This is a genomic window from Curtobacterium sp. MCLR17_058 (genome assembly GCF_003234705.2).
GTDB lineage: Bacteria > Actinomycetota > Actinomycetes > Actinomycetales > Microbacteriaceae > Curtobacterium > Curtobacterium flaccumfaciens.
The window spans coordinates 184,656-202,852 of sequence record NZ_CP126262.1 but is presented as its reverse complement, the minus strand read 5'-3'; the positions used below and the strand labels follow the sequence as shown (position 1 = coordinate 202,852).

Here is an 18,197-nt window from a genome sequence, read left to right as displayed (position 1 = left end):
TCGACGACATGGCGCGCCCGCAGTTCCTCTACCGTTGCACCGAGTGCGGCTGGACCAGCATCAAGTGGGTCGGCCGGTGCGGTGAGTGCCAGACCTGGGGCACCGTCGAGGACAGCTCTGCGGCGTCGGCGAGCACCCGCGGCACGTCAGCGGTCGCCGTCACCGGTGCCCGGGCCGCGCGACCGATCACCGAAGCCCGCGGCACCTCCGTGCAGCGCTGGCAGACCGGCATCGGCGAGTTCGACCGCGTCCTCGGCGGCGGCGTGGTGCCGGGCGCGGCGGTCCTGCTGAGCGGCGAGCCCGGCGTCGGCAAGTCGACCCTGCTGCTCGAGGTCGCCTCCCGAGCCGCAGCCTCGGGCAAGCGCGTCCTCTACGTCAGCGCAGAAGAATCCGTCGACCAGGTCCGGCTCCGTGCCGAACGCACCGGGGCGATGCACGACGACCTGTACCTGGCGAGCGAGGTCGACCTCGGCGTGATCATCGGCCAGATCGACCAGGTCCAGCCCGACCTGCTCATCGCCGACTCCGTGCAGACCATCTCGTCGAGCTCGATCGACGGCATCGCGGGTGGCACGTCCCAGGTGCGCGAGGTCGCCTCGACCCTGATCCGCATCGCGAAGGACCGCGCCCTGCCCGTCCTCATCGTCGGCCACGTCACGAAGGACGGCACGATCGCCGGCCCGCGGCTCCTGGAGCACCTGGTCGACGTCGTCTGCCACTTCGAGGGCGACCGGCAGACGGCGCTGCGCTTCGTCCGGGCGCTCAAGAACCGCTTCGGCCCCACCGACGAGGTCGGGTGCTTCGACATGGGTGGCGACGGCATCCACGAGGTTCCCGACCCGAGCGGCCTCTTCATGTCGAAGAACGCCACCCCGGTGTCCGGCACCTGCGTCACCGTCGCACTCGAGGGGCGCCGAGCGCTGCCGGTCGAGGTGCAGGCCCTCATCGTCCCGAGTTCGGCGCCACAGCCACGCCGGGTCGTGAACGGTGTCGATGCCTCCCGTGTCGCGATGCTGCTCGCGGTGCTCGAACGCCGCGCCGGCCTCAAGCTCTCCGACGCCGACGTCTACGTGTCCACGGTGGGCGGCATGAAGCTCACGGAGCCCGGCGCCGACCTGGCGATCGCACTGGCCCTCGCGAGCGCCGCACGAGACCGTCCGTACCCGCACACGCTGGCGGCCGTCGGCGAGATCAGCCTCGCCGGCGAGATCCGTCCGGCCACGGGCACGAAGCAGCGCGTGAACGAGGCCACCCGCCTCGGGTTCACGACCGTGCTCGGCTCGGACTCCGGGCACCTGCGCGAGGCCCTGCGTGTGGCGTTCTCGATGACGCAGTCCCCGCGCGAACGCGAGCTCGACCGCGCGTTCTGAGGCGCTACGCGCGCAAAGCGGCCAGCAGGTCCGCCGGCGCGGCCTGCATGGTGTGCGGGCCGGCGATGTCGAAGAACACGCCCTCGAGCATGTCGAGGTGGGCGGCCAGGAACTCCTCGAGCCGCGGCCCGTCGTAGACCATGACCTGCCGGATCTTCTCGTCCGGCACCATCGCCGTGTAGGCGTCCGCCGACGAGAACAGCAGCAGGATGCGCTTGTCCGACCCCTCACGGCCGAACACCCGCACCTGCATGTCCTTCTTGCCGGTGACGAGTCGGGGGACGATCACGATGTCGTGGCGGAGCGCGAACGCCACCGCAGCGACGTCCTGCTTCGCGAGGGCTTCCTCGAGCTGTTCGCTCCGGAAGCGCTGTTCCTTGTCTGCCATCAGCTCAATTCCACCAGATTTTCGTCGTTCCGTGACGCACGGGTAGCCAGTCGGCCCAGAGCACGCTAGCCTGATGGAACCGCTTCGGCGGCGCTCAACGTCCGGGCGAGGTGGTTTGCCCCTCAACCCGGGCCCCAGGGTCACTGGCCGACAGGCCTGGCCCCGAACCCGTCCCGCCGGCACCTGCCCGCGTGGCGCATCACCCCCGTCGACGTACGTCGGGGTCTCCGTCGGTGCATCTGCACCTTGGCGGAAGCAAGAAAGCTAAGGAAACGCCATCATGGCATCTACCGGTACCGTCAAGTGGTTCAACAACGAAAAGGGCTTCGGCTTCATCGCCCCGGACGACGGCAGCGCTGACGTCTTCGCGCACTTCTCTGCGATTGCTGGCAACGGCTACAAGTCGCTCGAGGAGAACCAGAAGGTGGAGTTCGACATCACCGAGGGCCGCAAGGGCCCGCAGGCGGAGAACATCACCGTCCTCGGCTGATCACATCAGCTTGAACAGGCCCCGTCGTCTTCGGACGACGGGGCCTGTTGCTGTTCCCCGGCACCTCTGCTCGGCACAGCCCAGCCGGAACGGATCGGAACCGCGAACCGCGCACCGCGCACCGCGCACCGCGCACCCGCCGCCTACTGCAGGATGAACTGCACCGAACTCTTCGACTCGAGGTTCCCCACGGCGACCTGCAAGTGGTAGCTCGCCCCTCCAGCGGTGACCGCCGGCCGTGACGAGTCACACGTCGACGTGGACGAGCGGGTGCGGTCCCAGGCGATCGCCGGGGTCGTGAGCGTCTGACCGGACTTGATCGTGACGTCCTGGTTCGTGCCGCCGGTCTGGCAGTCCTTCGACGACCAGTACTGCTCCTGGCCGGAGCTGATGGTCAGCACCTGCTGCGCCGATCCGAGGTCCAGGTGGCAGGAGTTCGTGCCGGAGTTCTTGATCGACATCGCGATCTTCGGGTCCTCGGTGGGGGCGTAGGCCGACTTGTCGAGCACCGGGGTCAGGACGATCTGGTCCTTCGTGCAGGTCGACCCGTCGGCAGCAGCGGGCTTCGACGCAGAAGCCGAGGCAGATGCCGACGGCTTCGGCGCAGCAGACCGCGAGGACCCGGAACCGGCCGCAGACCCGTCCGACGATGCGCCGGCAGCAGACCCGGCACCAGCAGAGGCCGACGCACTCGGCGCCGCCGAGGTGGCCCCGCTCCCCCGCCCGACGACGATGAGCACCACCACCAGGACGACGACCAGCAGCGCCCCGAGCACGAGCGCCCGGCGGCGCCAGTAGACGACCGGCTTCTCGGGCCCGACGGGGTGACGCAACGACGACATGCGCACAGGGTAGACAACGGCGCGGGCCGCACACGGCCACCCCGCCGGGCGGCACGGGAAAGCGTCAGAGGTTCTTCAGCATGCGGGTGTTGCCGAGGGTGTTCGGCTTGACCCGGGCGAGGTCGAGGAACTCCGCGACCCCTTCGTCCGACGAGCGGACCAGTTCGGCGTAGACGTCCGGTGACACGACGCTCTCGCCGATCTCCAGGTACCCGTGCTTCGCGAAGAAGTCGACCTCGAAGGTCAGGCAGAAGATCCGGGCGACGCCGAGTTCGCGGGCGTCGTGCTCGAGCGCTTCGAGCATCCGGTGCCCGACGCGCTTGTGGATCCACTGCTCGTCGAGGGCGAGGGTGCGCACCTCGGCGATGTCGTCCCAGAACACGGCGAGTGCGCCGCATCCGATCGGGGTTCCGTCGGGCCCTTCGGCGATCCGGAACTGCTGGATCGAGCCGTACAGGGCGACGTTCTCCTTGCCGAGCAGGATGCGCCGGTCGACGTAGGGGGCGATGAGCCGCTGGATGTGCGGGACGTCCGAGGCGAGCGCCGGACGCACGAGGATCCCGTGGTCGTCGCGCTCGTGGAACGCGTGCTTGCCGTGCTCTGTCATCCGCCCCACACTACTGCGCAGCGACGGACGGACCCGCATCCGCCGAAGCCGCAGGGGGACAGCGCTGCTGAGTGCCGCCCAGGTCGATCGGCCTACCGTCCGGTGCATGCCTCAGATCATCGAAACCGTCGACGTCAACGTCCCCGTCCGCCAGGCCTACGACCAGTGGACCCGTTTCGAGGAGTTCCCGCACTTCCTCGACGAGGTCGAGAAGATCGTCCAGGTGGACGACAAGACCACCGACTGGACCGTGAAGATCGCCGGCCAGGAGCGCGAGTTCCGCGCGCTCATCACGGAGCAGCACCCCGACGAGCGTGTCGCCTGGACCGTGAAGGACGGCGAGACCGACCACGCCGGTGTCGTCACCTTCCACAAGCTCTCCGACGCCGAGACGCGTGTCACCGTGCAGATCGACTGGGAGCCCTCCGGCATCCTCGAGAAGCTCGGCTCGGTCGTGGGTGTCGGCGGCCACGCCGTCAAGAAGGACCTGCAGAACTACAAGGAGCGCGTCGAGAACGCACCGACCCAGCCGGGCTGGCGCGGCGACGTGCAGGCGTAGTCCGCACCACACGACGGACGGGAGGCGCGGTGCCAGCTGGCACCGCGCCTCCCGTTCGTTCGTCCCCCGTTCGGCATCCCCCCATCGAAATGCCGACCTGACGAGCGAGCGCGAGCCTGGCAGAGTGGTGGCACCGGCCGACGCGCTGGATCAGTTTTATCATGTCTGAGACAGATGTGAGAGTGGGGACACGTGATCGAGTACAACGACGACGACGCACACCGTCGGGAACTGTCGCGCAAACTGCAGCTCCTGATGGACGTCGTCGAGGCCAACTCGGGCCAGCGACCCCCGTACAAGGAGATCGCCGCCGAGATCGAGGCGCAGGGTGCGTCGATGAGTCGACCGCGCTGGGGCTACATGCTCGGCGGCAACGGTCCGGCCGTCCGAGACCAGCGACTCCTGGCGGCCCTGGCGACCTACTTCGGCGTCCCGGCGGAGTACCTGACAGACGCTGCCGGCAACACGGACGTCCCGGAGCGGGTGCAGGCGCAACTGGAACTCGTGCTCGAACTCCGCAAGCGCGAGGTCGTCGCGTTCGCCACCCGGCGTCTGGGCGAGTTCGCCTCGGCGGACGAGATCCGCGACTTCACCGACCACCTGCGTCGCCTGGACGAATCGGGCGGCACCCCGTGAGCGGGTACCGCGACCGCTTCGACGCCCTGCGTCGGCAGACCGAGGCCCGTCGCCGCGTGCAGCGCCTCGGGCTCCCCCGTCGGCTGTCCCTGCCGGAGCTGACCGCCCGTGCCGAGGCGGCGCTCGGCAAGCCGATCCTCGTGCGCACCACGGAGCTGCCGGGCGACCTGTCCGCGCGGCTCATCCAGCGCACCGACCACGCCCTGCTCGAGACCCGCCCCGGGCTGTCCGAGCGCTCCCGGGTGGCCTGCGTGCTGCACGAGCTCGCCCACGTGTTCATGGACGACACCGGCTGCGACCACCAGGCGTACACGGGGCTGCTCAGCGGCCGGACGGCGTTCACCCGCTCGCTGGACACCCCGCACGAGCAGGCCGTCGAGCTCGTCGCCGACCAGCTTGCGCTGCGGATCGGGCTGCTCGACCCCGAGGGCCAGCCCGGGATCTTCCGGTGACGCGGTGACGCTGCACGTCTGGGGGTCGATCCCGGTCTGGCTGATCCTGGCGGTGCTGGTCGCCCGGCTGCTCCTGGTGCGCACCCAGTCGGCCAGTGTCACGTGGCTGATGGTCTGCTGCAGCTGCGTCGCTGTCGGGCTCACGATCAACCAGCCCGACGTCACGACGTTCCTCGCCGGCGTGACGCACGTGCCGAACATCGCCGACCTGATCGGCCGCTGCCTGATGGTGTGCGGCATGTTCGCCCTCGCGCAGTCGGTCGAGGCCGCCGCACGCTCCGCCAAGCTCCTGCGCGCCAGCCGAATCATCGGCTGCGTGCTCGTGCTCGTCGCCCTCGTCGTGCTGTTCAGCCTCATCGACGCGCCGACCCCCACGGCGCAGTTCATGGTGGCCTACGGCGACCAGCTGCCGACCGCGCTCTACTCCGCGGTCGAGATGACCTACATCGCCATCGTGATCGCCCGGTCGGCCGTCGCCGTGCTGCGCGGGTTCCGGAGCGGCGACGGGCTCGGCCGCCTGTACTGGCTCTTCGTCGTCGGTGCCGCCGGCCTCGTGCTGCTCGCCGGCATCGCGATCGCCCTCGACGCCGTGCACGTCGCCGGCGCGGACGGTGCGGTCGGGGTCCTGTCGACGCTCTACACCCCGGTGTTCCTCGGCTCGATGGTCCTGCTCGCCATCGGCGCGGCCGGCGGCGTCCTGCCCGACGCCGCGCGGGAGTTCCGCGACTGGCGGGCCGCCCGACGCCGGTTCCGCGTGCTCGAACCGGAACTCCGGCGGCTCGAGACGGCATCGGGCAACACCGGGCTCTACTTCACGATCGTGTGGCAGCGTCGCCAGTGGCGGAGTCGGCAGCACCGACTGTCCGTCGAGATCGAAGACCGCGCGCGCGAGGCCGGGCAGGACGTCCCGGCCGCTGCGACGCTCACCACGGCACGACTCAGGGAGATCACATGACCGGCGCACGCATCACGGCACTCGGTACCGCGGCAGGAGCGGTCGGCACGCTCGGACTCGGCGCCTTCGTCGCACGGCGGCTGCTGTTCCCGACGCCGTACACGGCGACCGCCACGGTCCGCAGCGCCACGGACACCGAGGTCGAGCTGACCGCCACCCGCGACACCCGCCTGCCAGGCACCTACGACCTGCAGCGCGACGGTACCCGGGTGCAGGTCGGCGCGATCACCACCGCGAGCACGGCGACCGGAGCAAGCAGTGACGGCGACACCGTCCGCCGCAGCGTCACCGCCCCCGTGGCGACCGGTGTGTGGGGCTGGGACGCCCTGCGGTACGACGGACCGGACGACGTGCCCGGCACCGAGCCCGAAGCCGCCACGACCCACGTGGTCCACGTGCACGGCCAGTCCCTCGGCCCGCGCCAGGTCCTGCGCGGTGTCGGGGTCTGGCGTTCGCTCGGCGCCTCGTCCGAGATCGTCGACACCACCGACCTGCCGCTCCGCTCCCTCGACGCAGGGGCAGCGGACCGCATCGTCGCCGCCGTGCGCGCCGCCCGAGCCCGCGGCGCTCAGCGCGTCGTGCTGCAGGGCTGGTCCGCCGGTGCGCTTGCCTGCTCCGTCGCCGCCGCACGCGTCGACGTCGACGGACTCGTGGCCGTGTCACCCCTGCTCGACGTCGCCTCGGCACTCCGCGGGGCTGTCCGCGGCGCGCACCTGCCCGCGTTCGTCGGCACCGTCGCCGCCCGCATCGCGACCACGAACGTGCTGTCGCGGCTCGCCGGGGCCCCGACTCCCGTCACGACGACCACCTGGCAGGACTCGTCGACGCCGACGCTGCTGATCCACTCCGAGGCCGATGCCCTGGTCGCCGCGGACGACGTCGCCGACGCCGCGCAGCAGGGCGCCACCACGGTCACGTTCCGCACGGCACCGCACACGCTCGAGTGGAACGAGGCCCCGGAGCGCTGGGAGCGCGCCGTCCGCGACTTCGCCGCACAGCTGCCCGACGCCGCCTGACGCCCCGGGCGCCCGCCCGCACGGACGACCGACACCGTCCCCGAACGTGCAACGGCCCCGGTCTGCGAACAGACCGGGGCCGGCTGCGTCTCGATCCGTTGGGGGGAACCGATCGAGCGCGACGCGCGAGGAGTTGGGGGGAACGTCTCGCGCGTTGTCATCACAGTACCCCCGGACGGGGGTCCGTGGCCGCAAGGACGCGCAGATCGGCGATGCGGGATCTGAACGCGACCCGAGAACGGACAGGAGGCCCGGTGCCAGCCGGCACCGAGCCTCCTGTCCGTGGGGTGTCAGGTCCTAGGACTCGATCTCGCCCTGGGGCGTGTCGGTCGCGGCCTCGACAGCAGCTGCACCGGCGAGGACCTCTTCGCGGCCCGGCTGACGCCCGGTCTCGAAGTGGAACGCACCGTCGACGAAGTCGACCTTGACGTGGTCGCCAGCGTTGAGCTCACCCTGCAGGATGTGCTCGGACAGCTGGTCCTCGACCTCGTGCTGCATCGCGCGACGCAGGGGCCGAGCACCGAGGGACGGGTCGAACCCGACCTTGATGAGCTGCTCCTTGGCCGGCAGCGTGAGCTCGACGGTCATGTCGCGGTCGAGCAGGCGGTCGGCCAGACGCTTCACGAACAGGTCCACGATCTGCAGCAGCTCGGGCTGCGACAGCTGCGGGAACACGATCGTGTCGTCGACACGGTTCAGGAACTCGGGCTTGAAGTGCTTCTTGAGCTCCTCGTTGACCTTGCCGCGCATGCGGTCGTAGCCGACGGCCGAGTCACCCTCGACCTGGAAGCCCACCGGGCCACCCGCGATGCCCTGCGAACCGAGGTTCGTGGTCATGATGATGACGGTGTTCTTGAAGTCGACCACGCGGCCCTGGCCGTCGGTGAGACGGCCTTCCTCGAGCACCTGCAGCAGCGAGTTGAAGATGTCCGGGTGGGCCTTCTCGATCTCGTCGAACAGGACCACGGAGAACGGCTTGCGGCGCACCTTCTCGGTGAGCTGGCCGCCCTCCTCGAACCCGACGAACCCCGGAGGGGCACCGAACAGGCGGGACACGGTGTGCTTCTCACCGAACTCCGACATGTCGAGGGAGATCAGCGCACCCTCGTCGTCGAACAGGAACTCGGCGAGGGCCTTGGCGAGCTCGGTCTTCCCGACGCCCGTGGGGCCGGCGAAGATGAACGAGCCGGAGGGACGGTTCGGGTCCTTCAGGCCGGCACGGGTACGGCGGATGGTCTTGGACAGGGCCGAGATGGCCTCTTCCTGACCGATGACGCGCTCGTGCAGTGCCTTCTCCATGAAGACGAGACGCGAGGTCTCCTCTTCGGTGAGCTTGAACACCGGGATGCCCGTGGCCTGAGCCAGGACCTCGGCGATGATGCCCTCGTCGACGGTGCCGGACGCGGCGACGTCACCCGCACGCCACTGCTTCTCGAGGCGGAGACGCTCGCCGAGGAGCTTCTTCTCCTCGTCGCGCAGGCTCGCGGCCTTCTCGAAGTCCTGCTCCTCGATGGCGGCTTCCTTCGACCCGCGGACCGTCGAGATCTTCTCGTCGAACTCGCGGAGCTCCGGCGGTGCCGACAGGATCGACAGACGCAGGCGAGCGCCGGCCTCGTCGATCAGGTCGATGGCCTTGTCCGGCAGGAAGCGGTCCTGCACGTAGCGGTCCGCCAGGTTCGCCGCGGCGACGATCGCGCCGTCGGTGATGGACACCTTGTGGAACGCCTCGTACTTGTCGCGCAGACCCTTGAGGATGTTGATCGCGTGGGGCAGCGACGGCTCGTTGACCTGCACCGGCTGGAAGCGACGCTCGAGTGCGGCGTCCTTCTCGAAGTGCTTGCGGTACTCGTCGAGCGTGGTGGCACCGATGGTCTGGAGCTCACCGCGGGCGAGGAGCGGCTTGAGGATCGAGGCTGCGTCGATCGCGCCCTCGGCTGCACCGGCACCCACGAGCGTGTGGATCTCGTCGATGAAGACGATGATGTCGCCGCGGGTGCGGATCTCCTTCGTGACCTTCTTCAGGCGCTCCTCGAAGTCACCGCGGTAGCGGGACCCGGCGATGAGCGACCCGAGGTCGAGCGAGTAGAGCTGCTTGTCCTTCAGTGTCTCGGGCACGTCGCCCTTGACGATCGCCTGGGCGAGGCCCTCGACGACGGCGGTCTTGCCGACGCCGGGCTCACCGATCAGGACGGGGTTGTTCTTGGAGCGGCGGGAGAGGATCTGCATGACCCGCTCCATCTCCTTCTCGCGCCCGATGACGGGGTCGAGCTTGCCGTCGCGCGCGGCCTGGGTGAGGTTCCGACCGAACTGGTCGAGGACCTGCGAACCCTGCTGCGCGTTCTGCTGCTGCTCGCCGCCGACGGCGACCGCTTCCTTGCCCTGGTAGCCGGACAGGAGCTGGATGACCTGCTGGCGCACCCGGTTCAGGTCGGCGCCGAGCTTCACGAGGACCTGGGCTGCGACACCCTCGCCCTCGCGGATCAGGCCGAGCAGGATGTGCTCCGTGCCGATGTAGTTGTGGCCGAGCTGCAGCGCCTCGCGCAGGGACAGCTCGAGCACCTTCTTGGCGCGCGGCGTGAACGGGATGTGCCCGGTCGGCTGCTGCTGGCCCTGCCCGATGATGTCCTGGACCTGCTCGCGCACGGCGTCGAGCGAGATGCCCAGCGACTCCAGCGCCTTGGCGGCGACGCCCTCGCCCTCGTGGATGAGGCCGAGGAGGATGTGCTCGGTGCCGATGTAGTTGTGGTTGAGCATCTTCGCTTCTTCTTGAGCGAGGACGACAACACGACGGGCCCGGTCGGTGAATCTCTCGAACATGTGCTCTCCCTTGGCCCCTGATGAGCGGAGCCGACGCTGTGCCGGTCTCGTGTGAGTCCGGCCAAGTACTTCGAGAGTAACCAGCGCTCCCCCCGGGGGCTGCCCCTGTTCGCCGTGGGCGTGACCAGGGTGCGTCTTGTGCGCAGTGAGCGAACGGCAAGCGGACTGGGCCCCGCCGCCGGTACCGGACCGACGCGCCAGCGGCGGGGCGGCCGTGCCGGGGGGAGAGGCCCGTGGCGGGATCGCCACGGGCCTCCAGTCCGCTTGTCGGTCGCGCTGGGTCAGGTGCGCCGCACCGCGCGACGCAGGTCGCGTCGGAAGCGGCGCGCGTCGACGCCCAGGGCGTCGAGGACGTCGTGCGCCGATCCGGCGAGCGGATCGTCGACCGAGTCGAGCACGGCGAGGACGACGTGCGGCGGTCGGATGCGCTCCGAACGGCCGGCGATCGTCGCGGCTCGGGCGAGCACGCGCATCGCGGCGGGCGTGCACGCGACCCGGTCGTGTTCGCCGGGGCAGGTGGTGTGGGCGCCGACGAAGGCGCGGATGCCGGAGCGGACGGTGTCCGGGGTGATCCGGTGGGCGTCGAGGACGGGGCGGAAGCGGGGCATGCCGGCGCAGAGCGTGACGGCGGCCAGCAGCAGGTGTTCGGCGTCGACGAAGCCGAAGCCGGACTCGTGGGATTCGAGGTCGGCGAGCAGCACGATCTCGCGGCCGTGCCGGACGGAAGGGAGGGCGACGGAGAGCTGAGCGGTCTGCATGTATTCAGAATATCGCATGTCTCTGCGAAGAGACAGCCCGCATCGGAGGTCCGCTCGGTACGATCCGGTCATGGAGCAGCCCGTCGTCGGCCTCGTCGTCCACCCGACCAAGAACGTGCAGGAGTCCGTGACGACCCTGCAGCGCTGGAACGCGTCCGGCCAGGGCGAGCTGCTCGCCCGGCGTGCGGACGCCCAGCGCATCGGTGGCGGGGTCGACGTGGTCGACGACGACGACTTCACGGACCGCGTCGACCTGGTCGTGGCCCTCGGCGGCGACGGCACCATGCTCGGCGCGATGCGGCTCGTGGCCAAGCGCCCGGTGCCCGTCCTCGGCGTGAACTACGGCAACGTCGGGTTCCTGGTCGAGATCGAGCCGCCCGAGCTCGAGAGCGCGCTGGAGCGGTTGTCCGCCGGCGAGTACCAGCTCGAGCCGCACCACGCGCTCGAGGCCCGGTTGTCCTGGGGTGGTGCCCGCACCGACTACCTGGCGTTCAACGACCTGACCATCGTGCGACGGCCGGGCTCCGGGCAGGTCTCGGCCGACCTCAGCGTCGGGGGCCTCGGGTACGGCTACTACCGGGCCGACGCCATCGTGGCCGCGACTCCGGCCGGCTCCACCGCGTACAACTACGCCGCCGGTGGGCCGGTGCTCTCCCCCGCGCTGTCCGGCTCGGTGGTGACGCCGGTCGCGCCGATGGCCGGGATCGACCGCTCCGTGGTGCTCGCCGCACGGGAGCGCTACCGGTTCGACATCGCCGAGGGCACCAGGAGTGCCGCGCTCGAGGTCGACGGGCTCGTGGTCGGCGAGGTGGCCACCGGGGCGCAGATCGACATGCGGCTCCGCAAGGACGCCGGCAGCGTGGTGCGGCTCGACGCCGAGCGGCACGGGCGCACCGGGCGCGTGAAGCTCAGCCTGCTCGACCTGCCGGTGCGGCCCGACCAGCTGGTCGAGCTCATCCCGAGCGACCTGCGGCAGAAGCTCCGGCGCGAGATCGACGACTGACGCCGCGCCGGGGCTGGCGCTGGCTCCGGCTCCGGCTCCGGCTCCGGCTCCGGCTCCGGGAACGTGAATGGCCCGCTCGAGCAGTGCTCGAGCGGGCCGTCCCATCACCCCACCGGATCGTCTTCCCACAGAACGACCCGGTTTCCCCGCGCCGGCACGGGTGAACGTGCCGGCCGAAGTCCACTGACCTAGTCGGTCAGGTACAGCTGCATGTCCTGCGAGACCGCCTTGGCGAACAGGCGCAGCTTGGCGCGCGACTCCACCCGGCTGACGGCCTGGCGGGTCGTGTGCACGATCTTCGAGATCTCGTCGAGGGTCATCGGCTTGTCGTCGTCCAGGCCGTAGCGCATGCGGATGACGTTCGCCTCGTCGCTCGGCAGCTCGGCGACGATGGAGCGGATGTCGCGGTGCAGCAGCGTCGTCTCGGTGAGCTCGTTCGGGCTCGCGGCGTCCTCGTCCTCGATGAAGTCACCGAGTTCGCTGTCGTCCGAGTCGCCGACCACGGTGTGGATCGAGACCGGCTCGTGCGAGCGGCCCTTGAGGTCGACGAGTTCCTCGACGCTCATGCTCAGCTCGGCGGCCACTTCCTCCGGCATCGGCGCACGGCCGAGGTCGACGGTGAGGTCACGCTCGGTACGCGAGATCTTGTTGATGAGCTCGACGGTGTGCACCGGGATGCGGATCGTGCGTGCCTTGTCGGCGAGACCACGCGAGATGGCCTGGCGGATCCACCAGGTGGCGTAGGTCGAGAACTTGTAGCCCTGCGTGAAGTCGAACTTCTCGACCGCACGGACCAGGCCGAGGTTGCCCTCCTGGATGACGTCCATGAAGGGCAGGCCACGCTGCGAGTACCGCTTGGCGATGCTCACGACGAGGCGGAGGTTCGAGGTGATCATGCGCTCCTTGGCGCGCTCACCGTCACGGACGAGCCAGCGGAGTTCACGCTGCAGGGTCTTCGCGAGACCCTTCTCGGTGGCGAGCTTCTCTTCGGCGAAGAGCCCGACCTCGATGCGGCGTGCGATCTGCGCTTCTTCCTCGGCGGTGAGGAGCGAGAGACGGCCGATGTGACGGAGGTAGTCGCCGACCTGGTCGACCGAGGCGCCGCGGACACCGGCGAGCTGCTCGTCGGCCTCGACCTCGGTGTCGAGGGAGGTGGTGGCGGACTCGGCGGTCGCGGTCTTCGATGCCGATGCCTTCTTGGTGGCGGTGCGGCGGGTGGTGCTGGGTGCAGCCGTTGCGATCGTCATGGTGTTTCTCCCTGCGTTCGACGGTGATGGCTTCGTGGGGCGTTGCCGGGGGGTGCTGATGAGTAAAGCGGCCCGGAGGTGTACCCCACAAATCGTTCGGAGCGATTCTCAGGGTTCTCCGTGCTTCATCATCGAAAGCGTCCCCCGCGGGGTACAGCCCACCGACAGTCTGGTCCCCCAATCGGCCCTGGATCAAGCGGATAACGCCGTGTTTCCGGCGTTGCAGGCGTGTTTCACCAGCGTTTCCGATCGTGTACCCCAGGCGACTGCGTACTCCGGACATGCAAAAGGGGTACGTCCGACCGGATCAGTGCGATCTGGTCGTCGTACCCCGAATACCGAATGGGTGGGGGTCACCAGGAGGGTTCGAGCCACCCGTCCCGGCGCTTGGAGACCTCGAGGTCTGCGTCTCGGTCGAACTCGTCGTACTCGCTCTCGATGTCACCGACGAGGCTGCGGCCCGTGAAGGGATGTGCGGTGGTTGCCATGCGGACGATGCTCACCCCGGCACGCGTCGGCGAGGTGAACGGTGTGTGTCGGTCCGTCGGCGCTCAGACGTCGAGGTCGTCGACGTCACCCTCGTCGTCGAGGGGTCCGTCGTCGCTGCCGACGGGCGAGGCGGACGCCCCGGACGCCGGGTGTCCGAAGGCGTCCTCCACGTCGAGGTCGTCGAGGTCATCGACGCCGGCGGCGGACTCCGGGATGGTGGGCATGCGCGACAGGATCACACCGCGCGATGAACACGGGGTGAAGTGGATCGTGCGCGCGCGGCTACTCGGCCGACGTCGGAGCCGGCGCGGGGCGACCGTGCTCACGCTCGAAGCGGGCGCGCTCCTCGGCCTCGACCTTGGCGTACGCGGCACGCTCGGTCCGGTCAGCACGCATGATCGCGCGCATCACGAACCAGAAGATCAGGCCGACGACGATGGTCGGCGTCAGGGCGAAGACGATCCCGCTTACGACTCCTTCAGGCACCCGAGCATCGTACCCCGGTGGACCGGGAGCTACTTGACCAGCGGGAACAGGATCGTCTCGCGGATGCCCAGGCCCGTGATCGCCATGAGCAGGCGGTCGATCCCCATGCCCATGCCGCCCGACGGGGGCATCGCGTGCTCCAGGGCCCGCAGGAAGTCCTCGTCGACGCGCATCGCCTCGAGGTCACCGCCGGCCGCGAGCTTCGCCTGCTCGACGAACCGCTCCCGCTGCACGACCGGGTCGACGAGCTCGGAGTACGCCGTGCCGAGCTCGAAGCCGCGGACGTACAGGTCCCACTTCTCGACGACGCCCGGACGGGTGCGGTGCTGCCGGGTGAGCGGCGAGGTGTCGACCGGGAAGTTCATCACGAAGGTCGGGCGGTCGAGCGAGTCGATGACGAAGTGCTCCCAGAGCTCCTCGACGTACTTGCCGTGCGTGGCGTGGGCGACCTCGACGCCCTCGGCCTCGGCGAGCGCCTGCAGCTCGGACAGCGGGGTCTCCGGGGTGATCTCGCGCCCCGCGGCCTCGGACAGCGAGCCATACATGTCGATGCGGGGCCACTCGCCACCCAGGTCGTAGGTGCTGCCGTCGGGCAGGGTGACCTCGAGCGCACCACCGGTGACCGCGCGGGTCGCGTTCTGCACGAGCTCCTGCGTCAGGTCGGCCATCTGCTCGTAGTTGCCGTACGCCTGGTACGCCTCGACCATCGCGAACTCGGGCGAGTGCGACGAGTCGGCACCCTCGTTCCGGAAGTTGCGGTTGATCTCGAACACCCGGTCGATGCCACCGACGACGGCGCGCTTCAGGAACAGCTCGGGGGCGATGCGCAGGAACAGCTCGGTGTCGAAGGCGTTCGAGTGCGTCACGAAGGGTCGGGCCGAGGCGCCGCCGTGCTGGGTCTGCAGCATCGGGGTCTCGACCTCGAGGTACTCGTGCGCGGTGAAGGTCTGACGGAGCGAGGCCATCACGGCAGCGCGGGCACGCACGGTGGCGCGGGCCTCGTCGCGGACGATGAGGTCGAGGTAGCGCTGGCGGACCCGCGTCTCCTCGTTGAGCTCGTTGTGCAGGTTCGGCAGCGGCAGGATCGCCTTCGCCGCGATCGCCCAGTCGTCGACCATGATCGACAGCTCGCCGCGGCGCGAGGAGATCACCCGGCCGTGCACGAACACGTGGTCGCCCAGGTCGACGAACTCCTTCCAGCGGGCGAGGGACTCGTCGCCCACCTCGGCCAGGGAGACCATCGCCTGGATGCGCGAGCCGTCGCCCGACTGCAGGGACGCGAAGCAGAGCTTGCCGGTGTTGCGCGAGAACACCACACGACCCGCGATGCCCACGACGTCCTGGGTCTCCTCGCCGGTCTCCAGGTGCGCGTACTGCTCGCGCACGGCCGGGATCGTCGTGGTGATGGGGAGCTCGGCGGGGTACGCCTCGATGCCCGACTCCAGCAGCTTCGCCCGCTTGTCGAGCCGGACCTGTCGCTGCTCGCTGGTCTCCTGCTCGGCCAGTGCGGCGGCGTCGGCGATCGCGGTGTCGGGGGTGACGGTCTCGTCGGTCATGCGGGTGCGGCTCCGATGGTCGTGGGGGTCGGGGGAAATGCTACCCGCGCCGCGGTCCCGCCCCCGAACCGCTAGAGCGTCGACTGCCCGTCGGCGGCGGTCAACGCGTTGTCGACGGCGGAGCGGACGAGCGCACCGAGGACACGGCCCGGGTGTTCGACGCCGATGCCGGACAGGGTGCCCGCCGACTGGTCGACGATCGCGGTCGAGAAGCTCACGGCGGCCCGCACCGCGTCGGCGTAGGCGGGCCGGTCGCCCTCGGCCACGACGAACGGTTCGGCGCCCATCTCGACCACGAGCGCCTGGGCGATCGGCAGGACGGGCGCCGGGGCGGTCACGGCGCAGTACGCGTCGCGCAGCCGGGACAGGTCGACGCTCGTGCCCGTGAAGGCCATCGCGGGGTGGATCGCCAACGGGATGGCACCGGCCGCCATCGCCGGGGCGAGGATGCCGACGCCGTGGTCCGGGCTGGTGTGCACGACGAGCTGCCCCGGCTGCCAGATCCCGGCGTCCGCCAGCCCCTGCACGAGCGAGGCGAGCTGGTCGTCCGGCACCGCGAGCAGCACGAGTTCGCTCCGCTCCACCAGGTCCGGCGTCGCGAGCACCGGAGCGCCCGGCAACATGGCCTCGGCGCGGTCACGGCCCTCGTCGGACACGGCGGTCACCCCGACGACGGCGTGCTCCGCGTTCGCCAAGGCTGCTCCGAGGACGGGTCCGACCCGTCCGGCGCCGACGATGCCGACCCCGAGACGCCCGGCCCTCATCGTGCGGCTCCGGTCGGTGGGACGTCGTCCCAGCCGGCGGGGACGGCGCCGGACCGGCGGTCCGCCGCCTGTCCGGCAGGGGCTCCGGACCCGGGCACGGTGTCGGCCGCAGCGTGCGTGGCGGCCGCGGGACGGGCCTCCCGTTCGCGCCAGCGGTGGGTCGTGTCGACCGCGGCCGCCTCGACGGCACGCTGCGTCGTCTCCGACCACAGGCGCTGCGCGTCACGTGCGTCGAGCGCGCCGACGCGGGCCGAGACCGGCCCGGCCACGGTGTGGACGTGGACGGCTGCGAGCCGCAGGGCACGCTCGAGCGGACCCTGCTCGACCTTGACGCTCTGCACCCGGGGAAGCGGCACGATGACGAGCGAGCGCCACACGGCACCGAGCCGCAGCAGCACCGCACCCTGCACGAACCGGTAGCCGTTGCGGCGGAACGCGAACGGACGGAGCCAGGCGCCACGGCGTGGGGAGTGCACGAAGCCGCCACGGTCGCCCGAGGTGGTGAGGCTGTCGTCGACGACGTCCACGGCTTCGGCCGCGCCCTCGCGCAGGGCTTCCTGCGACGCCTCGGGGCCGGCGACGACGGTGCCGACGAGCCCGGGCAGGATGATGTCGAGGACCTCGCGGACGTCCGCCGTGGTGCCCACGGGCAGCACGATCGAGGACACCTGCTGGTTGCTCGACGCCCCGTTGCCGGCGCTCGTCGCACGGTTGATGCGGATGTCCCACCAGCCGAACGGACGCCACAGCAGCGGCTGGGCGACGCTGACGGCGTGGATGCGCCCCGGCGGCAGCGTCTCGTTCGACGTCGAGACCAGCCCGAAGCCGATCCGGATGCCGTCGCGGGTCTCGGCGATCGTGTACTGCAGCGAACGGGAGAACTTGCGGACGTAGTAGCCACCGGCACCGAGGACGGCGGGGAACAGCCCGAAGAGCACCGCGAACTCACCGGTGAGCGCGACGCTGACGATCATGCCGGCGATGACGAGCAGCAGGAACAGCGTCGTGCCGGACAGCAGCATCGACGCGATGAGCCGACCCGGACGCACCTTGACGATGCGGGTCGCGTGCACGGCTGCCGGGTCCAGCTCCGGCGAGAACATCTCGTCGACGCGGTCCTGCAGTGCCCCGTGCGACTGCCGTGACGGGCCACCGTGGCCGTCGTCGTCCTTCGCGCCGGACGCCAGCACCAGGATCCGCTGCCGCAGGTCGTCGGCGGCGCGGGCCCCGAGGTAGGCGAGCTGCACGTTGGCGTCGTTGCCGGCCTGCGCGATCTCGAGCTTGGCGGTGCCGAACACCCGGGGCACGAGCGGCCGCTGGATGTTGATGCCCTGGATCCGGTCGAGCCGGGCCTTGCGGTGGTTCCGGAACAGCACGCCCGAGCGCACCTCGACGATCTCGCCGGTCACGCGGAACTCGTGCATGCGCCAGGACAGGTAGAACAGGCCGATCAACACCACGAGCAGCACCACGATGCCGAGCAGGACCCAGCCGACGACGCCGTGCTCGTACACGTACCGGACGGGGTCACCGTCCTCCTGCTGCTCGCCCGGGATGAAGAGCTCGACGAGCTGGTCCCGCAGGCTGTTCAGCACGTAGCCGAGGATGACGATGAGGAAGATCCCGCCCTTGAGCAGCGGGGTGAGCGGGTGCAGGCGGTGCCACTCGCCGTCGGTCAGGGGTGCCGCAGCGGCCGCGTTGCCCCGGGTGGGCGGGGCGGGCGGAGCGGGTGGCGGGGTGCCCGGTCGGAAGGTCACGGACG

At 70.3% G+C, this 18,197-nt stretch carries 20 protein-coding genes; 8 read left to right on the top strand and 12 right to left on the bottom strand.

What is annotated here, in order from left to right:
• Window positions 1-8 precede the first annotated feature (8 nt).
• Window positions 9-1,370 carry a DNA repair protein RadA gene (radA, locus tag DEJ11_RS01005; RefSeq protein ID WP_181440812.1) on the top strand — a complete coding sequence of 454 codons (1,362 nt, stop codon included), beginning with the start codon at window positions 9-11 and terminating at the stop codon, window positions 1,368-1,370.
• Between the two features lie 4 nt (window positions 1,371-1,374).
• On the opposite strand, the gene DEJ11_RS01000 is transcribed toward radA, so the two are convergent.
• On the bottom strand, window positions 1,375-1,758 hold the full coding sequence (locus DEJ11_RS01000) for an SseB family protein (RefSeq protein WP_017887661.1): 384 nt from the start codon (window positions 1,756-1,758) through the stop codon (window positions 1,375-1,377).
• A gap of 280 nt (window positions 1,759-2,038) precedes the next feature.
• On the opposite strand from DEJ11_RS01000, the gene cspE reads away from it, so the two are divergent.
• A complete protein-coding gene (gene cspE / locus DEJ11_RS00995) occupies window positions 2,039-2,248 on the top strand; it encodes a transcription antiterminator/RNA stability regulator CspE (protein ID WP_017887662.1) in 210 nt (69 codons plus the stop codon).
• Window positions 2,249-2,391: 143 nt separating this feature from the next.
• Here cspE and DEJ11_RS00990 read toward each other — a convergent pair whose 3' ends face one another.
• Together DEJ11_RS00990 and DEJ11_RS00985 are read right to left on the bottom strand one after the other, a co-directional pair.
• Window positions 2,392-3,090 (bottom strand): hypothetical protein, encoded by a 699-nt coding sequence (locus DEJ11_RS00990; RefSeq protein ID WP_111103303.1) that lies wholly within the window; start codon window positions 3,088-3,090, stop codon window positions 2,392-2,394.
• A gap of 64 nt (window positions 3,091-3,154) precedes the next feature.
• A complete protein-coding gene (locus DEJ11_RS00985; RefSeq protein WP_071245253.1) occupies window positions 3,155-3,697 on the bottom strand; it encodes an amino-acid N-acetyltransferase in 543 nt (180 codons plus the stop codon).
• A 106-nt stretch (window positions 3,698-3,803) separates the two neighbouring features.
• On the opposite strand from DEJ11_RS00985, the gene DEJ11_RS00980 reads away from it, so the two are divergent.
• From DEJ11_RS00980 to DEJ11_RS00960, 5 genes are all read left to right on the top strand, one after another.
• Window positions 3,804-4,256: an SRPBCC family protein gene (locus tag DEJ11_RS00980; RefSeq protein WP_071245255.1), complete on the top strand. Its 453-nt coding sequence runs from the start codon at window positions 3,804-3,806 to the stop codon at window positions 4,254-4,256.
• Between the two features lie 192 nt (window positions 4,257-4,448).
• A complete protein-coding gene (locus DEJ11_RS00975) occupies window positions 4,449-4,892 on the top strand; it encodes a hypothetical protein (protein WP_035809351.1) in 444 nt (147 codons plus the stop codon).
• On the top strand, window positions 4,889-5,344 hold the full coding sequence (locus DEJ11_RS00970; RefSeq protein ID WP_071404519.1) for a hypothetical protein: 456 nt from the start codon (window positions 4,889-4,891) through the stop codon (window positions 5,342-5,344). The genes DEJ11_RS00975 and DEJ11_RS00970 overlap by 4 nt, the downstream gene beginning before the upstream one ends.
• Before the next feature lie 4 nt (window positions 5,345-5,348).
• Window positions 5,349-6,299: a hypothetical protein gene (locus DEJ11_RS00965; RefSeq protein ID WP_111024019.1), complete on the top strand. Its 951-nt coding sequence runs from the start codon at window positions 5,349-5,351 to the stop codon at window positions 6,297-6,299.
• Window positions 6,296-7,315 (top strand): alpha/beta fold hydrolase, encoded by a 1,020-nt coding sequence (locus tag DEJ11_RS00960; protein ID WP_111103302.1) that lies wholly within the window; start codon window positions 6,296-6,298, stop codon window positions 7,313-7,315. Before DEJ11_RS00965 ends, DEJ11_RS00960 begins: the two co-directional genes overlap by 4 nt.
• 297 nt (window positions 7,316-7,612) lie before the next feature.
• Here the strand turns inward: DEJ11_RS00960 and DEJ11_RS00955 are convergent, their stop codons facing one another.
• Window positions 7,613-10,132 (bottom strand): ATP-dependent Clp protease ATP-binding subunit, encoded by a 2,520-nt coding sequence (locus tag DEJ11_RS00955; RefSeq protein WP_027467068.1) that lies wholly within the window; start codon window positions 10,130-10,132, stop codon window positions 7,613-7,615.
• A 281-nt stretch (window positions 10,133-10,413) separates the two neighbouring features.
• On the bottom strand, window positions 10,414-10,890 hold the full coding sequence (locus DEJ11_RS00950) for a Clp protease N-terminal domain-containing protein (RefSeq protein ID WP_181437843.1): 477 nt from the start codon (window positions 10,888-10,890) through the stop codon (window positions 10,414-10,416).
• A gap of 70 nt (window positions 10,891-10,960) precedes the next feature.
• On the opposite strand from DEJ11_RS00950, the gene DEJ11_RS00945 reads away from it, so the two are divergent.
• Window positions 10,961-11,893, top strand: coding sequence for an NAD(+)/NADH kinase (locus DEJ11_RS00945; RefSeq protein WP_071404515.1), 933 nt, complete (start codon window positions 10,961-10,963; stop codon window positions 11,891-11,893).
• A 188-nt stretch (window positions 11,894-12,081) separates the two neighbouring features.
• Here DEJ11_RS00945 and DEJ11_RS00940 read toward each other — a convergent pair whose 3' ends face one another.
• The 7 genes from DEJ11_RS00940 to DEJ11_RS00910 form a co-directional block, all read right to left on the bottom strand.
• Window positions 12,082-13,140, bottom strand: a complete 1,059-nt coding sequence (locus DEJ11_RS00940; protein WP_035809350.1) for a sigma-70 family RNA polymerase sigma factor — start codon at window positions 13,138-13,140, stop codon at window positions 12,082-12,084.
• Window positions 13,141-13,493: 353 nt separating this feature from the next.
• Window positions 13,494-13,628: a hypothetical protein gene (locus DEJ11_RS00935; RefSeq protein WP_258320880.1), complete on the bottom strand. Its 135-nt coding sequence runs from the start codon at window positions 13,626-13,628 to the stop codon at window positions 13,494-13,496.
• Window positions 13,629-13,691: 63 nt separating this feature from the next.
• Window positions 13,692-13,853, bottom strand: a complete 162-nt coding sequence (locus DEJ11_RS00930) for a hypothetical protein (RefSeq protein ID WP_181440811.1) — start codon at window positions 13,851-13,853, stop codon at window positions 13,692-13,694.
• A gap of 58 nt (window positions 13,854-13,911) precedes the next feature.
• Window positions 13,912-14,115: a hypothetical protein gene (locus DEJ11_RS00925; RefSeq protein WP_071245264.1), complete on the bottom strand. Its 204-nt coding sequence runs from the start codon at window positions 14,113-14,115 to the stop codon at window positions 13,912-13,914.
• Between the two features lie 29 nt (window positions 14,116-14,144).
• Window positions 14,145-15,671 (bottom strand): lysine--tRNA ligase, encoded by a 1,527-nt coding sequence (gene lysS, locus DEJ11_RS00920; protein WP_110895030.1) that lies wholly within the window; start codon window positions 15,669-15,671, stop codon window positions 14,145-14,147.
• A gap of 71 nt (window positions 15,672-15,742) precedes the next feature.
• On the bottom strand, window positions 15,743-16,435 hold the full coding sequence (locus DEJ11_RS00915; RefSeq protein WP_181421243.1) for a Rossmann-like and DUF2520 domain-containing protein: 693 nt from the start codon (window positions 16,433-16,435) through the stop codon (window positions 15,743-15,745).
• Window positions 16,432-18,192: a PH domain-containing protein gene (locus tag DEJ11_RS00910; protein ID WP_111103300.1), complete on the bottom strand. Its 1,761-nt coding sequence runs from the start codon at window positions 18,190-18,192 to the stop codon at window positions 16,432-16,434. The genes DEJ11_RS00915 and DEJ11_RS00910 overlap by 4 nt, the downstream gene beginning before the upstream one ends.
• Window positions 18,193-18,197 lie beyond the last annotated feature (5 nt).

Bases quoted from the DNA above. Each gene is read 5' to 3' on its own strand.
- DEJ11_RS00930 (WP_181440811.1), bottom strand. From the start codon at position 13,853: ATGCCCACCATCCCGGAGTCCGCCGCCGGCGTCGATGACCTCGACGAC.
- DEJ11_RS00915 (WP_181421243.1), bottom strand. From the start codon at position 16,435: ATGAGGGCCGGGCGTCTCGGGGTCGGCATCGTCGGCGCCGGACGGGTC.
- DEJ11_RS00935 (WP_258320880.1), bottom strand. From the start codon at position 13,628: ATGGCAACCACCGCACATCCCTTCACGGGCCGCAGCCTCGTCGGTGAC.
- lysS (WP_110895030.1), bottom strand. From the start codon at position 15,671: ATGACCGACGAGACCGTCACCCCCGACACCGCGATCGCCGACGCCGCC.
- cspE (WP_017887662.1), top strand. From the start codon at position 2,039: ATGGCATCTACCGGTACCGTCAAGTGGTTCAACAACGAAAAGGGCTTC.
- DEJ11_RS00985 (WP_071245253.1), bottom strand. From the start codon at position 3,697: ATGACAGAGCACGGCAAGCACGCGTTCCACGAGCGCGACGACCACGGG.
- DEJ11_RS00960 (WP_111103302.1), top strand. From the start codon at position 6,296: ATGACCGGCGCACGCATCACGGCACTCGGTACCGCGGCAGGAGCGGTC.
- DEJ11_RS01000 (WP_017887661.1), bottom strand. From the start codon at position 1,758: ATGGCAGACAAGGAACAGCGCTTCCGGAGCGAACAGCTCGAGGAAGCC.
- DEJ11_RS00990 (WP_111103303.1), bottom strand. From the start codon at position 3,090: ATGTCGTCGTTGCGTCACCCCGTCGGGCCCGAGAAGCCGGTCGTCTAC.
- DEJ11_RS00945 (WP_071404515.1), top strand. From the start codon at position 10,961: ATGGAGCAGCCCGTCGTCGGCCTCGTCGTCCACCCGACCAAGAACGTG.
- radA (WP_181440812.1), top strand. From the start codon at position 9: ATGGCGCGCCCGCAGTTCCTCTACCGTTGCACCGAGTGCGGCTGGACC.
- DEJ11_RS00980 (WP_071245255.1), top strand. From the start codon at position 3,804: ATGCCTCAGATCATCGAAACCGTCGACGTCAACGTCCCCGTCCGCCAG.
- DEJ11_RS00955 (WP_027467068.1), bottom strand. From the start codon at position 10,132: ATGTTCGAGAGATTCACCGACCGGGCCCGTCGTGTTGTCGTCCTCGCT.
- DEJ11_RS00950 (WP_181437843.1), bottom strand. From the start codon at position 10,890: ATGCAGACCGCTCAGCTCTCCGTCGCCCTCCCTTCCGTCCGGCACGGC.
- DEJ11_RS00940 (WP_035809350.1), bottom strand. From the start codon at position 13,140: ATGACGATCGCAACGGCTGCACCCAGCACCACCCGCCGCACCGCCACC.